Genomic DNA, 16099 nt, shown 5'->3' with positions numbered 1-16099 from the left:
GCTTGTCCCCTTTCTCCGGGACGGTCTATCAGATTATGCAGTTACAGAAATTAGTCAATATGTTTGGTGGGGATCTTTTGCAGCGGTACGGGCAAAAGGTTCATAAGCTGACGCTGCACGGCGGGTTTAGCTGCCCGAATCGCGATGGCACCATCGGGCGCGGCGGCTGCACCTTCTGTAACGTTGCGTCCTTTGCTGACGAAGCCCAGCAGCATAAATCTATCGCTGAACAGCTTGCCCATCAGGCAAGCCAGGTGAACCGCGCGAAGCAGTATCTGGCCTATTTTCAGGCCTACACCAGCACGTGGGCGGAAGTGCAGGTGCTGCGCTCTATGTATCAGCAGGCCGTCAGCCAGGCTAACATCGTTGGGCTGTGCGTGGGCACGCGTCCGGACTGCGTACCGGACGCGGTGCTGGACCTGCTCAGCGAGTACAAAGAACAAGGCTACGAGATCTGGCTGGAGCTGGGCCTGCAAACCGCGCATGACAAAACCCTGCACCGTATTAACCGTGGCCATGATTTCGCCTGCTACCAGCGCACCACGCGCCTGGCCCGCGAGCGCGGGCTGAAGGTCTGCTCGCACCTGATTGTCGGCTTGCCGGGTGAAGGGCAGCAGCACGGCCTGGAGACGCTGGAAAAGGTGGTTGAGACCGGCGTGGACGGCATTAAGCTGCACCCGCTGCATATCGTTACGGGAAGCATTATGGCGAAAGCCTGGGAAGCCGGGCGGTTAAGCTGTATTGAGCTTGAGGACTATACGGTGACGGCGGGGGAGATGATTCGCCACACCCCGCCGGAAATTGTCTACCACCGCATCTCGGCCAGCGCCCGCCGTCCAACGCTTCTGGCACCGCTATGGTGTGAGAACCGCTGGACGGGGATGGTGGAAATCGACCGCTACCTGCAGGAGAACGGTGTTCAGGGCTCGGCGCTTGGCCGCCCGTGGGTTCCCCGTCTACCGGCGACGGCCGCCTAACAGACTTCCCAGCATGCCGCGCACTATCTGATTGGTGACCTGTCGCGCCGCGCTTTTCGCCATGGTTTGTACCACGCCGTCGCGCTTGCCGCCGCGCGGCCCGGTGCTGCCGAACAGGATGTCTTTGAGCCCCCCGAGAATACCGTCATCCACGGCGACGGACTGCCCTTTAGCGGCAGGCGCATCCTGGGATTCGGTGGTCGCCTGCACCCCTTTTTGCAGCATCTCGAACGCGGACTCGCGATCAACCTCGTCTTCGTACTTCCCGTAAACCGGAGAGTGGTTAATCAGGCCGTTACGTTCATCGTCGGTAACGGGTCCCATGCGCGAGCAGGGCGCGATCACCATGGCGCGTTCTACCACGGACGGGCTGCCCTTCGCATCCAGGAATGAGATCAGCGCTTCACCGGTGCCTAACGCCTGAATCGCCGCTTCGGTATCAAAGGCAGGATTAGCGCGCATGGTCTGCGCGGCGGCTTTCACCGCTTTCTGATCCTTCGGCGTAAAGGCGCGCAGGGCGTGCTGCACGCGGTTACCGAGCTGACCGAGCACGTTATCCGGGATATCCGACGGGTTTTGTGAAACAAACCAGACGCCAACGCCTTTGGAGCGGATCAGGCGAATGACCTGTTCAATTTTATCCAGCAATACCTGCGGCGCGTCGTTAAACAGCAGGTGCGCTTCGTCAAAGAAGAAGACTAGCTTCGGTTTTTCCAGATCGCCCGCTTCGGGTAACTGTTCGTAGAGCTCAGAGAGCATCCACAGCAGGCTGGCGGCGTAGAGCTTTGGCATCTGGTAGAGCTTCTCGGAGCTCAGAATGTTGATGATGCCTTTACCGCTGCTGTCGGTGCGCATCCAGTCTTTGATATCCAGCATCGGCTCGCCGAAGAAGTGCTCGGCGCCCTGTTGCTCCAGCGTCAATAACCCGCGCTGAATGGCACCCACCGAAGCGCTGCTGATATTGCCGTACTGGTTCTGGAAGGATTTGGCGTTATCGCCGATGTACTGGGTAATGGCGCGCAGATCTTTGAAATCAAGCAGCAGCAGCCCCTGATCGTCGGCAATGCGGAAGATAATATTCAGCACGCCGGACTGCACGTCGTTGAGGTTAAGCAGACGGGCCAGCAGCAGCGGGCCGAGATCGGAGACGGTGGCGCGCACCGGGTGGCCTTTCTCACCAAAGATATCCCACACTACCACCGGATTGTTATGCGGCGTCCAGTCCGTGATGCCAATATTCTTCAGCCGTTCAAGCAGTTTCTCAGAGGCCGTACCTTCCTGAGCCACACCGGTTAAATCGCCTTTCACGTCAGCCATAAAGACCGGTACGCCAATCTCCGAAAGCGACTCCGCCAGCTTTTGCAGGGTGACGGTTTTCCCTGTCCCGGTCGCTCCGGTGATCAGACCGTGGCGGTTCGCCATCGCAGGCAGTAAATACAGCTCTTTTTCCAGCGTCCGGGCAATTAACAATGGTGTACTCATGATGCGCTTCCTCTCTTAGTCCTGGGTGGAGTATAGGCAACCTGACCGCAATTTGGTTGAGTAAATTCCTGACTTTGCGGCGCATTATCCAGCGCGGACTATGCTTTTGCATACGGTTCACAAAAATAGTGGGAAACGATGTCCAGATTCTTCTTTAACGATCGCAAACAGCTGGTCAACGATGCCATTGAAGGCATACTGCTTTCTGCGCCACACGCAAACCTCGTCAAACTTGATATCGATCCGGCCATCAGGATCGTCGCACGTGGAGACTGGGACAAAAGCCGCGTGGCGGTGATCTCCGGCGGCGGCTCAGGCCACGAACCCGCGCACGCCGGGTTTGTTGGCAAAGGGATGCTGACGGCGGCAGTGTGTGGCGATCTGTTTGCCTCGCCGAGCGTGGATGCGGTGCTGAACGCCATTGTGGCGGTCACGGGCGATCGCGGCTGTCTGCTGATCGTCAAAAACTACACCGGCGATCGCCTGAACTTTGGCCTCGCGGCAGAAAAGGCCAAACGCTACGGCCTCAAGGTGGAGATGGCGATCGTGGCGGACGATATCGCGCTGCCGGATAACAAACAGCCGCGCGGTATTGCCGGTACGGCACTTGTGCACAAGATTGCGGGCTATGCGGCGGAGCACGGTAAATCGCTAAGCGAGGTGCGGGATATTGCGCAACAGGCCTGCGATAACCTCTGGAGCCTGGGCGTTGCGATGCAAACGTGCAACCTGCCGGGCAGCGACGAGGAAGAGGGGCGCATTAAGCAGGGCCATGTCGAGCTGGGGCTGGGCATTCACGGCGAGCCCGGTGCTTCCGTCGTGGATACGCAGAACAGTAAAGCCATTATCGACACGCTGGTGACGCCGTTACGCGCGCAGGCGGGAGAAGGGCGGTTTGCGGTATTGATTAACAATCTCGGCGGCGTATCGGCGCTGGAGATGGCGCTGCTGACCAAAGAACTGGCGCATTCGGCGCTGAAAGAGGAGATCGCGTACCTGATAGGCCCCGCGCCGCTGGTGAGCGCGCTGGACATGAAGGGCTTTTCGCTCACGCTGCTGAAGCTCAACGATTTCTTTGAAAAGGCGATTCACGCCGAGGTTGAAACGCTGGGCTGGCAAAAGCCCGTGGCGTTTGCGCCACTGCGCACCGTGGCGCATACCGCCATTCACGATCGCGTGGAATACACCCCGTCGGACAATCTGCGGGTGGGCGAGTATGTCTCCTCGGTGACGAAAACGCTGCTCCAGCTGGAAAACCGACTGAACGCGCTGGATGCCAAAGTGGGCGACGGCGATACCGGCTCCACTTTTGCGCAAGGGGCGCGGGATATTGCGCAGCGTCTGGAGGATCGCAAGCTCCCGCTTGATAACCTATCGACGCTGCTGCTGCTGGTGGGCGAGCGGCTGGCGACGGTGATGGGCGGATCGAGCGGGGTGCTGATGTCGATCTTCTTCACCGCGGCCGGGCAAAAGCTTCACGATGGTCAGCCGCTAGCCGAGGCATTGCTCAGCGGGCTGGCGCAGATGAAGCAGTACGGTGGAGCAGATCTTGGCGATCGTACCCTGATCGACGCGCTGCAGCCGGCGCTGGAGGCGTTGCTGAAAGGCGATATCGAGGCAGCGGCGAAGGCCGCACAGCACGGTGCCGAAGCAACGGCGAAAATGGCGAAAGCCGGCGCGGGACGCTCATCGTATGTGAATAAAGAGAATCTGGATGGGGTAATGGATCCCGGTGCGGTCGCGGTGGCGGAGGTGTTTAAGGCCCTGGTAGATGCAAAACGGTAACGACCGTTACCGTTTTTAGTGTGTACGCCCTCTCCCTGTGGGAGGGGGTTGGGGTGAGGGCATCAGGCCGCACATTCCCCGCCTATGTCACATCAAAAATCCGCTTTCAATACCACGCGGTAGCGGGCTTTGCCGTCACGCACGTGCTGGATTGCTTCGTTGATTTTCGACATCGGATACAGTTCGGTGGTCGGGGCCACTTTGGTGCGTCCGGCAAACTTCATCAGCTTGCGCAACTCAAACGGCGTACCGGTCGCGGAGCCTGACACGCTGCGATCCCCGCCGATCAGGGTAAACGCCGGAACCGGCAGCGGCTTCATCACGGCACCTACGGTATGGAAGTTACCGCCGTAGGCCAGCGCCTCAAAGTACGGCTGCCAGTTGAGATCCACGTTCACGGTGTTGATGATCAGGTCAAACTGACCCGCCAGCGCGTTAAGCGCGTCAGGATCGCGGCTGTTCACGACTTTATCCGCACCCATCGCCAGCACTTCTTTCTCTTTCGCCGGGTTCGAGCTGAACGCCGTGACTTCACAGCCCATCGCGTGCAGCAGCTTGATAGCGATATGGCCCAGACCGCCAATACCAATGACGCCCACGCGGCTGGTGGCGGTGATATGGTGCATCAGCAGGGGTTTGAAGACGGTGATACCGCCGCACAGCAGCGGACCGGCGGATTCGATATCAATGCTGTCCGGCAGCGGGATCACCCATTGCCAGTCGGCGCGCAGTTTGTCGGCAAAACCGCCTTTGTTCAGAATGGTGGGAACGGCGCCTTCAAGGCAGTTGATCTGATTGCCGCTGATACAGGCATCGCAGTGGCCGCAGCTGCGTGCCGTCCAGCCAATGCCCACGCGCTGGCCCACTTTCAGCCCTTTGTCCTGCGCGGCGCTACCGAGCGCCACGACGCGGCCAATAACTTCGTGCCCGGCAACCAGCGGATAGCTGGAGAAGCCCCATTCGTTGTCGATCATCGAGAGATCCGAGTGGCAGATCCCGCAGTAATCAACCTGTACTTCGACGTCTTCTGCTTTTAGTTCGCCCGCATCGTACTCGTACAGCTCAAGTTCTGCACCCGCCTGCGGTGCGGCGTAGCTTTTTATCTTCGACATCGTGTTTCCCCCGTTGTGGTGTGAACTGAGAGTGTAGAGCATTCAGTTTACAGCCGCTTAACAGAAGAGGGCAGGAACGAAAGTTACAGACTTTTCAGCATTCTGACTTCGCAATCAACGTGGCCGGTACAGCCCAGCGGTGCATCGATATGCTCAAAGCCCAAATGTTCATACAGGCCGATGGCCTCTTTGAGGAAAGCGGTTGTTTCAAGGTAGCAGCGTGTAAAACCCTGCTTGCGCGCGTGGTCCAGCGCAATCAGCGCCAGCTTTTTTGCCAGTCCTTGCCCGCGCGCCGTTGGCAGGAAATACATTTTCTGTAGTTCACAGATATCCGGCTCGCTGCAGCTGAGGGGCGCCACGCCGCCGCCGCCCACCACCAGGCCGTTCTGCTCGATTACCCAGTAGGCATGCCCTGGCTGGCTGTAGAGCTGGTAAAGCTCGTCCAGGTTCGGGTCAGCAACCGTGTAGCCTTTGTCAGCCGTCAGGCCATATTCGGCAGAAACGGTGCGGATAACGGCGGCGATTGCCGGGTTATCCTGCTCAGCGATCCGGCGCATCGTCGTCGCGACGGGGGTAATCACGCTCATAGCATTACTCATAACAAAAATTGACACATAACTGCTGTTAATAGCACCGCAGAAAGGGGAGTGCAAGCGAGGAGTTTTCAGGAAGGATACCCCTTACGCCCTGAAGCGTAAGGGGTAAAAGCATTACAGTGCGGAAATAACCGCCTGCTGCTCGATCAGCTTGGTCTTCGCATCGGCGAAAGCAACCAGACGCTCACGCTCTTTCGCGATGACCGCTTCCGGCGCGCGGGCGACAAAGCCTTCGTTCGCCAGCTTGCTTTCGATTTTGCCAATTTCCACGTCGACTTTTGCCACTTCTTTCGCCAGACGAGCCAGCTCGGCGTCTTTGTCGATCAGGCCCGCCATCGGGATCAGCAGCTCGGCACCGTCGATGATTTTGGTCACGGAAACCGGACCTTTGTCATCCGCAGGCAGCACGGTGATGTTTTCCAGACGCGCCATGGTCTTCAGGAAAGTGTTGTTCTCGGTGACGCGACGAACGGCAGCCTCGCTGCAGCCACGAAGCAGCAGCTCCAGCGGTTTGCCAGGGGCGATGTTCATTTCAGCACGGATGTTACGTACCGCAACGATCGCCTGTTTCAGCCATTCGGTATCTGCGGACGCCGCTTCATCAACCTTGGCCGCATCGAATTCCGGGAACGGCTGCAGCATGATGGTATCGGCGTTGATGCCCGCAATCACCTTGACGCGCTGCCAGATGGTTTCGGTGATGAATGGAATGACCGGATGCGCCAGGCGCAGCAGGCCTTCCAGAACGGTAATCAGCGTGTTGCGCGTGCCGCGCAGTTCAGCCTCAGTGCCGCCGTTCATCACCGGCTTCGCCAGCTCCAGATACCAGTCGCAGAACTGGTTCCAGGTGAATTCATACAGAATGCCCGCCGCGATATCGAAGCGGTAGCTGTCCAGCGCTTCGCGGAACGCTTTCACCGTCTGGTTGAATTCCGCCAGGATCCAGCGGTCTGCCAGAGACAGCGTCATCTCGCCGCCGTTGAAGCCGCAATCCTGATCTTCGGTATTCATCAGCACGAAGCGGCTGGCGTTCCACAGCTTGTTACAGAAGTTACGGTAACCTTCCAGACGCTTCATGTCCCAGTTGATGTCACGACCGGTTGAGGCCAGTGCCGCCAGGGTGAAGCGCAGGGCGTCGGTACCGTGAGACTCGATCCCGTTCGGGAACTGCTTCTCGGTGCGCTTGCGGATTTTCTCAGCCAGCTGTGGCTGCATCATGTTACCGGTACGTTTTTCCAGCAGATCTTCCAGAGAGATACCGTCAACCATGTCCAGCGGGTCAATCACGTTCCCCTTGGACTTGGACATCTTCTGGCCTTCATCGTCGCGGATCAGACCGGTCATGTAGACGGTATGGAACGGAACCTGCGGCTTGCCGTCTTCGTCTTTGATGAAGTGCATGGTCATCATGATCATGCGGGCAATCCAGAAGAAGATAATGTCGAAGCCGGACACCATCACGCTGGTTGGGTGGAACTGACGCAGCGCGTCGGTGTTTTCTGGCCAGCCGAGGGTGGAGAAGGTCCACAGCGCGGAGGAGAACCAGGTGTCCAGCACGTCTTCGTCCTGACGCAGCGCAACGTCTGCGCTCAGGTTGTTTTCCTGACGCACTTCGTCTTCGCTACGGCCAACGTAAACGTTGCCTTCGTTGTCGTACCACGCCGGAATACGGTGACCCCACCACAGCTGACGGGAGATACACCAGTCCTGAATGTCGCGCATCCAGGAGAAGTACATGTTTTCGTACTGCTTCGGCACGAACTGAATGCTGCCGTTCTCAACCGCTTCGACAGCCGGTTTCGCCAGCACGTCGGCACGCACGTACCACTGGTCGGTCAGCATTGGCTCGATAACCACGCCGCCACGGTCGCCGTACGGCACGGTCAGATCGTGAGGTTTGATCTCTTCCAGCAGGCCGAGCGCGTCAACGGCTGCCACGATGGCTTTACGCGCGGCAAAACGCTCCAGCTTCTGGAACTCAGCCGGGATGTCGCTGGAATAAACGTCGGATTCGTTGCCTTTGGTGTCGTACACTTCTGCGCTTTCGCGGATATCACCGTCGAAGGTCAGAATGTTGATCATCGGCAGGGCGTGACGACGGCCAACTTCATAGTCGTTGAAGTCGTGTGCAGGGGTGATTTTTACGCAGCCGGTGCCTTTTTCCATATCGGCGTGTTCGTCGCCCACAATCGGAATACGGCGGTTTACCAGCGGCAGCACCACGAATTTGCCGATCAGATCTTTATAACGCGGATCTTCCGGGTTAACGGCCACGCCGGTATCGCCCAGCAGGGTTTCCGGACGGGTCGTTGCGACCACCAGGTAATCTTTACCGTCTGCGGTTTTTGCGCCATCGGCCAGCGGATAGCGGATGTGCCACATGGAGCCTTTAGACTCGCGGTTTTCCACTTCCAGGTCAGAGATGGCGGTGCGCAGTTTTGGATCCCAGTTTACCAGGCGTTTGCCACGGTAAATCAGGTCTTCTTTGTACAGGCGGACGAAGACTTCTTTAACGGCGTTGGACAGGCCTTCGTCCATGGTGAAGCGCTCGCGCTCCCAGTCCACGGAGTTGCCGAGACGGCGCATCTGACGGGTAATGGTGCCGCCGGATTCCGCCTTCCACTGCCAGATTTTGTCGATGAACGCGTCGCGACCGTAGTCGTGGCGGGTTTTTCCTTCTTCAGCGGCAATTTTACGCTCAACCACCATCTGGGTCGCGATACCCGCGTGGTCAGTCCCCGCCTGCCACAGGGTGTTTTTACCCTGCATGCGCTGGTAGCGGATCATGGTGTCCATGATGGTCTGCTGGAAAGCATGACCCATATGCAAACTGCCGGTGACGTTCGGCGGCGGGATCATGATGCAGAAGGACTCTTTGCTTTCGTCGCCGTTAGGCTTGAAATAGCCCTGCTGTTCCCAGTGCTCGTAAAGCGGCTGTTCGATATCGCGTGGGTTATATGTCTTTTCCATTATTTCCAGGTTGCCGTATTCAGGTTAAAACCAGCCAGGCGGTACGCTTTGTAGCGTTCGCGCGCCAGTTGTTTCAAAGATTCTTCGTAAGGGACAAAGTCTACCACTTCTGTGAAAGCGGTGGCAAAATCTGCAAAATCTATCCGCAGGCTAATCAGAATATCGCGCGCGCTGCTGTTGCGCTTTTGCGGCCAGGCAATTTCAACCGGTGCACCGCCGCGCGGGCCTTCGCCCGACAGGTTATGCGGCACAAAACTCTCCGGCGGGCGCGCCCACAGCGCTTCATCCAGGCGAATCGCCTGCTGTTCATCTTCACAGGCAATCAGAACGCGTTTACCTGCGCGCCAACGTTCTGCGGCAATTTCACACACCAGCTGTTCTACGGCGCTGAGGCCATCCTGATGGGTGTCGTTGTCCAGAAGGTAGAACGTTGCATTCTTCATATATGGGGCTTCTTGTCGTGGATTTAAATGCAAAGCCGGGTGGCGCTACGCTTACCCGGCCTACGGTTGAGTGACGCTGTAGGCCGGGTAAGGCGAAGCCGCCACCCGGCGTTTTACATCACTCGTCGCCGTTAAAACCTGCGCGGTTCAGCAGGAACTGCGACAGCAGCGCCACTGGACGACCGGTTGCGCCTTTGGCTTTACCGGAGCGCCATGCGGTGCCCGCGATATCCAGGTGCGCCCAGTTGTACTTGCGGGTGAAGCGTGCCAGGAAGCAGCCCGCGGTGATCGCACCGCCAGGACGTCCGCCAATGTTCGCCATATCCGCAAAGTTAGACTCCAGCTGATCCTGATACTCGTCACCCAGCGGCAGACGCCATGCGCGGTCTCCGGCCTGCTCTGAGGCACCAATAAGCTCATGCGCCAGCGGATTGTGGTTCGACATCAGGCCGGTGATGTGGTGGCCCAGCGCAATCACGCAGGCACCGGTGAGGGTGGCGACGTCAATCACCGCTTCCGGCTCGAAGCGCTCAACGTAGGTCAGCACGTCACAGAGTACCAGACGGCCTTCGGCGTCGGTGTTCAACACTTCAACGGTCTGGCCGGACATGGTGGTCAGAACGTCACCCGGACGATAGGCGCGCCCACCAGGCATGTTTTCGCAGCCCGCCAGAACGCCAATCACGTTGATAGGCAACTGCAGTTCCGCAACCATGCGCATCACGCCGTAAACCGCCGCCGCACCGCACATGTCGTACTTCATCTCATCCATGCCTTCGGCAGGCTTGATGGAGATACCGCCGGAGTCGAAGGTCAGGCCTTTACCGACGAGCACAATCGGGCGCGCGTCTTCGGACGGATTGCCTTTGTACTCGATGACGGACATCAGGGATTCGTTCTGCGAGCCGTTACCGACCGCCAGGTAAGAGTGCATCCCCAGCTCTTTCATCTGCTGTTCGCCGATGACGCGGGTAATGACGTTTTTGCTGTAGGCGTCGGCCAGCTGACGCGCCTGAGAGGCCAGGTACGCCGCGTTACAGATGTTAGGCGGCATGTTGCCGAGATCTTTGGCCGCTTTAATGCCGGCTGCGATCGCCAGACCGTGCTGGATCGCGCGTTCGCCGCTGGTCAGCTCGCGACGGGTTGGCACGTTAAAGACCATTTTACGCAGCGGACGACGCGGCTCGCTTTTATTGGTCTTCAACTGATCGAAGCTGTACAGGCTCTCTTTTGCCGTTTCAACCGCCTGACGCACTTTCCAGTAGGTGTTACGTCCTTTAACGTGCAGTTCCGTCAGGAAGCAGACGGCTTCCATTGAGCCGGTATCATTCAGCGTATTGATTGTTTTCTGAATCACCTGCTTATACTGACGTTCATCCAGCTCGCGTTCTTTGCCGCAGCCAATCAGCAGAATACGTTCTGACAGTACGTTCGGAACATGGTGCAGTAACAGCGTCTGCCCAGGTTTGCCTTCCAGTTCGCCACGGCGCAGCAGGGCGCTAATATAGCCGTCACTGATTTTATCGAGTTGCTCGGCGATCGGGGAGAGTCGGCGTGGTTCAAAGACGCCCACAACGATGCAGGCACTCCGCTGTTTCTCCGGGCTACCGCTTTTTACACTGAACTCCATGCACTACGCTCCTGAATCTTAAAGACAACGGCGGCAGCTACGGATAGAATTGAAACCTTTCGTAACTCATGTCCGCTGTTGTGGTGACTTCGTGTTAATCTTACGTTACTACGGTTTCGACACGTCAGAAAAAGTCCTGAAGCGTGAATCCGCCGGATGTTTTAATCTTAGCGATGATTTCGACGACTCAAGAGAATAAATGACGTTTAAGCCATGAAACAAGCGATTTTCCAGCAAAGAGACGGGTTTTTACGGGCGTATTTAAAGTGATAATCATAAGATATCTGGTGCGGGAGACGCTCAAAAGCCAACTGGCGATCCTCTTCATCCTGCTGCTGATTTTTTTCTGTCAGAAGCTGGTTAAGATCCTCGGTGCGGCCGTTGACGGCGAAATTCCAACTAATCTGGTGCTTTCCCTGCTTGGTTTAGGGATCCCTGAAATGGCGCAGCTCATCCTGCCGCTAAGTCTTTTCCTTGGCCTGCTCATGACGCTTGGGAAACTCTACACCGAGAGTGAAATCACGGTGATGCATGCCTGTGGCCTGAGCAAAGCGGTACTGGTGAAAGCGGCCATGATACTGGCGCTGTTCACGGGTATTGTCGCGGCGGTGAATGTGATGTGGGCGGGTCCCATGTCTTCCCGTCATCAGGACGAAGTGCTGGCCGAAGCGAAAGCCAACCCCGGCATGGCAGCCTTAGCTCAGGGTCAGTTCCAGCAGGCGACCGACGGCAACTCCGTGCTGTTTATTGAGAGCGTTGACGGCAGTAAATTCAACGACGTATTCCTGGCGCAGTTACGTCCCAAAGGTAACGCGCGTCCTTCCGTGGTGGTTGCAGACTCCGGTCAGCTTGCTCAGCGCAAAGATGGTTCTCAGATCGTGACGCTGAACAAAGGCACCCGTTTCGAAGGCACCGCGATGCTGCGCGACTTCCGTATTACGGATTTCCAGAACTATCAGGCCATTATCGGCCACCAGGCGGTGGCGCTCGATCCAACGGATACCGAGCAAATGGACATGCGTACCCTGTGGAATACCGATACCGACAGAGCGCGTGCTGAGTTCCACTGGCGTATTACCCTTGTATTCACCGTGTTTATGATGGCGCTGATTGTCGTTCCGCTGAGCGTGGTGAACCCGCGCCAGGGACGCGTGCTTTCTATGCTGCCGGCGATGCTGCTTTACCTGATCTATTTCCTGCTGCAAACCTCGATTCGTTCTAACGGCGCGAAGGGTAAGCTGGACCCTATGGTCTGGACATGGTTCGTCAACAGCCTGTACATCTTACTGGCGCTGGGATTAAACCTGTGGGATACGGTGCCTGTGCGCCGCATACGTGCCCGATTCTCGCGTAAAGGAGCCATCTAATGCAGGCGTTTGGCGTTCTTGATCGCTATATCGGTAAAACCATTTTTACCACCATCATGATGACGTTGTTCATGCTGGTGTCGCTCTCCGGCATTATCAAATTTGTCGATCAGCTGAAAAAAGCCGGGCAGGGGAGCTATGACGCGATGGGCGCGGGGATGTATACCCTGCTCAGCGTGCCGAAAGATGTGCAGATCTTCTTCCCGATGGCGGCCCTGCTGGGCGCGCTGCTGGGGCTGGGAATGCTGGCGCAGCGCAGCGAACTGGTTGTTATGCAGGCCTCGGGCTTTACCCGCATGCAGGTTGCGCTGTCGGTCATGAAAACTGCGATCCCACTGGTGCTGTTGACCATGGCGATTGGCGAGTGGGTCGCGCCGCAGGGCGAACAGATGGCGCGTAACTACCGTGCGCAGGCCATGTACGGCGGCTCGCTGCTCTCGACCCAACAAGGTTTATGGGCGAAAGACGGTAAAAATTTCGTCTATATCGAACGGGTGAAGGGGAATGATGAACTGGGTGGGGTGAGCATCTATGCTTTCGATGACCAGCGCCGTCTGGAGTCAGTCCGCCACGCCTCTTCGGCGAAATTTGACGCCGAACATAAACTGTGGCGTTTGTCCCAGGTCGATGAGTCTGACCTGACCGATCCGAAACAGATCGCCGGTTCTCAGACTGTAACCGGTACGTGGAAGACCAACCTGACGCCCGATAAGCTCGGTGTTGTTGCGCTGGACCCTGACGCGCTCTCCATCAGCGGTTTGCACAACTATGTGAAATACCTGAAGTCGAGCGGGCAGGATGCGGGACGTTATCAGCTCAACATGTGGAGCAAGATCTTCCAGCCGATGTCCGTGGCGGTGATGATGCTGATGGCGCTGTCGTTTATCTTCGGTCCGTTACGCAGCGTGCCGATGGGCGTGCGCGTAGTGACCGGTATCAGCTTCGGCTTTGTGTTCTACGTGCTCGATCAGATCTTCGGTCCGCTGACGCTGGTTTATGGCATTCCGCCGATAATCGGTGCGCTGCTGCCAAGCGCAAGTTTCCTCCTGATCAGCCTCTGGCTGCTGTTGAAACGCTCCTGATCGACCTCTCCTCGCTTCCGGTTAACCGGGAGCGAGGCTAATCTCCTGTTTCACCCGGCACTTTTTCTCACAACCTTCAACGCCTCGCCCTGAATTTGAGTATTATTGAGCGATAAAGTCGTGAAGGGATCCTCTATGAAGCAAATTCGAATGCTTGCCCAGTATTACGTCGACCTGATGATGAAGCTTGGGCTGGTGCGTTTCTCCATGCTGCTTGCGCTGGCGCTGGTCGTTCTGGCCATTGTCGTGCAAATGGCCGTCACTATGGTTCTGCATGGTCAGGTCGAGAGTATCGACGTTATCCGCTCCATCTTCTTTGGCTTGCTCATTACTCCCTGGGCGGTCTATTTCCTTTCCGTGGTGGTTGAACAGCTGGAAGAGTCCCGTCAGCGTCTATCAAAACTGGTCGATAAACTGGAAGAGATGCGCGAGCGCGACCTGAAGCTCAACGTCCAGCTTAAAGACAACATTGCGCAGCTGAATCAGGAGATTTCAGATCGTGAGAAGGCGGAAGCCGAGCGTCAGGCCACGCTGGAGCAGCTGAAAATCGAAATGAAAGAGCGCGAGGTCACGCAGATCCAGCTTGAGCAGCAATCTTCTTTCCTGCGGTCGTTCCTCGATGCTTCGCCGGATCTGGTGTTTTACCGTAATGAAGATAAAGAGTTTTCCGGCTGTAACCGGGCGATGGAGTTGCTCACCGGGAAAAGCGAGAAGCAGCTGATTAACCTGAAGCCGCAGGACGTTTACTCTGAAGAAGCGGCGGCCAAGGTCATGGAGACGGACGAAAAAGTATTCCGCCATAACGTCTCGCTGACCTATGAACAGTGGCTGGATTACCCGGACGGACGCAAAGCCTGTTTTGAGATCCGTAAGGTGCCCTACTATGACCGCGTGGGGAAACGCCACGGCCTGATGGGCTTTGGCCGCGATATCACCGAGCGTAAGCGCTACCAGGACGCTCTGGAGCGCGCCAGCCGCGACAAGACTACCTTTATCTCCACTATCAGCCACGAGCTGCGTACGCCGCTTAATGGCATTGTCGGGCTGAGCCGTATTCTGCTTGATACCGACCTGACCGCAGAGCAGGAGAAATACCTCAAGACTATCCATGTCTCAGCGGTCACGCTGGGTAATATCTTCAACGATATTATTGATATGGATAAGATGGAGCGCCGTAAAGTTCAGCTTGATAATCAGCCTGTGGATTTCACCAGCTTCCTTGCCGACCTCGAAAACCTGTCCGGCCTGCAGGCACAGCAGAAGGGACTGAGTTTTGTCATGGAGCCAACCCTGCCGCTGCCGCATAAAGTGGTGACTGACGGCACGCGTCTGCGCCAGATCCTGTGGAACCTTATCAGCAACGCGGTGAAATTTACCCAGAAGGGGCAGGTGGCGGTGCGCATCCGCTATGACGAAGGCGACATGCTGCACTTCGAGGTGGAGGACTCCGGGATAGGTATTCCGCAGGAGGAGCAGGACAAAATTTTCGCCATGTACTACCAGGTGAAGGACAGCAACGGCGGGAAACCGGCTACCGGAACGGGCATTGGCCTGGCGGTCTCTAAACGGCTGGCGAAGAGTATGGGTGGCGATATCACCGTTGCCAGCCAGCCGGGTAAAGGGTCAACCTTCACGCTGACGGTCCATGCGCCGGCGGTGGCGGAAGAGGTTGAAGACACCTTTGAAAACGACGACATGCCGCTGCCCGCGCTGCACGTCCTGCTGGTGGAAGATATTGAGCTGAACGTGATTGTGGCGCGATCGGTGCTGGAAAAACTGGGCAACAGCGTGGATGTCGCGATGACCGGTAAGGCCGCGCTGGAGATGTTTAAACCGGGCGAATACGATCTTGTTCTGCTGGATATTCAGCTGCCGGATATGACCGGGCTGGATATTTCGCGTGAGCTGACGCGTCAGTACGCGGCCGACGAACTGCCGCCGCTGGTGGCGCTGACGGCGAACGTGCTGAAAGATAAAAAAGAGTATCTCGATGCCGGTATGGACGATGTACTCAGCAAGCCGCTGGCGGTGCCTGCTCTGACCGCCATGATTAAGAAGTTCTGGGATACCCGTGATGAAGAGGAGAGCACCATGACGTCTGTTGATAGCGCAAAAGCCCAAACGATACTCGATACCGCGATGCTGGAGCAGTACATCGATCTGGTCGGCCCGAAACTGATTACCGATGGTCTGGCGGTGTTCGAAAAAATGATGCCGGGCTATCTGAGCGTGCTGGAATCAAACCTGACCGCCCGGGACCAGAAGGGCATCGTCGAAGAAGGACATAAAATCAAAGGTGCCGCCGGCTCGGTTGGCTTACGCCATCTGCAGCAGCTGGGTCAACAGATTCAGTCGCCTGATTTACCTGCATGGGAAGATAACGTGGGTGATTGGGTTGAAGAGATGAAACAAGAGTGGCAAAACGATGTGGCGGTGCTTAAAGCCTGGGTCGACGCCAGAAAAAAATGACCCCGGCTTAACCGGGGTGCGCGAATACTGCGCCAACACCAGGGAAATCGTGGCTGCGCCTGTTTTATAAAGTTATTTTCGAAAGGGCGCTGCCTGAAAAATTTAGGCCGCACGCAGATAAGATAGCAAATCTTAAATGGTTTGTTACATGAATCAGTGAAATGTGTGAAGCATAGCGTTTTAATC

At 57.0% G+C, this 16099-nt stretch carries 11 protein-coding genes; 5 read left to right on the top strand and 6 right to left on the bottom strand.

All coding sequences use genetic code 11. The features are described 5' to 3' along the window. The first annotated feature begins 35 nt into the window (after window positions 1–35). Window positions 36–977, top strand: a complete 942-nt coding sequence (locus ACMGGX_RS07450) for a TIGR01212 family radical SAM protein (RefSeq protein WP_420298238.1) — start codon at window positions 36–38, stop codon at window positions 975–977. Here the strand turns inward: ACMGGX_RS07450 and ACMGGX_RS07445 are convergent. Continuing rightward, window positions 957–2459 (bottom strand): helicase HerA-like C-terminal domain-containing protein, encoded by a 1503-nt coding sequence (locus ACMGGX_RS07445; RefSeq protein WP_023309371.1) that lies wholly within the window; start codon window positions 2457–2459, stop codon window positions 957–959. The genes ACMGGX_RS07450 and ACMGGX_RS07445 overlap by 21 nt on opposite strands. A gap of 138 nt (window positions 2460–2597) precedes the next feature. On the opposite strand from ACMGGX_RS07445, the gene ACMGGX_RS07440 reads away from it, so the two are divergent. Then, the gene (locus ACMGGX_RS07440; RefSeq protein WP_319876795.1) at window positions 2598–4244 is read left to right on the top strand and encodes a dihydroxyacetone kinase subunit DhaK; all 1647 of its coding nucleotides are present in this window, start codon (window positions 2598–2600) and stop codon (window positions 4242–4244) included. 92 nt (window positions 4245–4336) lie between these two features. Here the strand turns inward: ACMGGX_RS07440 and ahr are convergent, their stop codons facing one another. The 5 genes from ahr to pepA all read right to left on the bottom strand — a co-directional run bounded on the left by ahr (window position 4337) and on the right by pepA (window position 10995). Next, window positions 4337–5356, bottom strand: coding sequence for an NADPH-dependent aldehyde reductase Ahr (gene ahr / locus ACMGGX_RS07435; protein WP_033146757.1), 1020 nt, complete (start codon window positions 5354–5356; stop codon window positions 4337–4339). Between the two features lie 83 nt (window positions 5357–5439). Then, window positions 5440–5943: a GNAT family N-acetyltransferase gene (locus tag ACMGGX_RS07430; protein WP_182382755.1), complete on the bottom strand. Its 504-nt coding sequence runs from the start codon at window positions 5941–5943 to the stop codon at window positions 5440–5442. 123 nt (window positions 5944–6066) lie between these two features. Beyond that, entirely contained in the window at window positions 6067–8922 is a 2856-nt protein-coding gene (locus ACMGGX_RS07425; RefSeq protein WP_420298237.1) for a valine--tRNA ligase, read from the bottom strand. After that, on the bottom strand, window positions 8922–9365 hold the full coding sequence (gene holC / locus ACMGGX_RS07420) for a DNA polymerase III subunit chi (protein WP_008502815.1): 444 nt from the start codon (window positions 9363–9365) through the stop codon (window positions 8922–8924). Before holC ends, ACMGGX_RS07425 begins: the two co-directional genes overlap by 1 nt. Before the next feature lie 118 nt (window positions 9366–9483). Then, window positions 9484–10995 (bottom strand): leucyl aminopeptidase, encoded by a 1512-nt coding sequence (gene pepA / locus ACMGGX_RS07415; protein ID WP_023309366.1) that lies wholly within the window; start codon window positions 10993–10995, stop codon window positions 9484–9486. Between the two features lie 266 nt (window positions 10996–11261). Here pepA and lptF point away from each other — a divergent pair, with 266 nt between their 5' ends. The 3 genes from lptF to arcB all read left to right on the top strand — a co-directional run bounded on the left by lptF (window position 11262) and on the right by arcB (window position 15913). Then, the gene (lptF, locus tag ACMGGX_RS07410) at window positions 11262–12362 is read left to right on the top strand and encodes an LPS export ABC transporter permease LptF (RefSeq protein ID WP_024906345.1); all 1101 of its coding nucleotides are present in this window, start codon (window positions 11262–11264) and stop codon (window positions 12360–12362) included. Next, a complete protein-coding gene (lptG, locus tag ACMGGX_RS07405) occupies window positions 12362–13444 on the top strand; it encodes an LPS export ABC transporter permease LptG (RefSeq protein ID WP_023309364.1) in 1083 nt (360 codons plus the stop codon). Before lptF ends, lptG begins: the two co-directional genes overlap by 1 nt. A 135-nt stretch (window positions 13445–13579) precedes the next feature. Beyond that, complete coding sequence (gene arcB, locus ACMGGX_RS07400) at window positions 13580–15913, top strand: aerobic respiration two-component sensor histidine kinase ArcB (protein ID WP_063442167.1); 2334 nt, start codon at window positions 13580–13582, stop codon at window positions 15911–15913. Window positions 15914–16099 lie beyond the last annotated feature (186 nt).

The sequence above is a fragment of the Enterobacter sp. BNK-29 genome, assembly GCF_048684785.1.
GTDB classification, from domain to species: Bacteria; Pseudomonadota; Gammaproteobacteria; order Enterobacterales; family Enterobacteriaceae; genus Enterobacter; species Enterobacter cloacae_M.
This window is presented reverse-complemented; position numbering and strand designations above follow the sequence as displayed.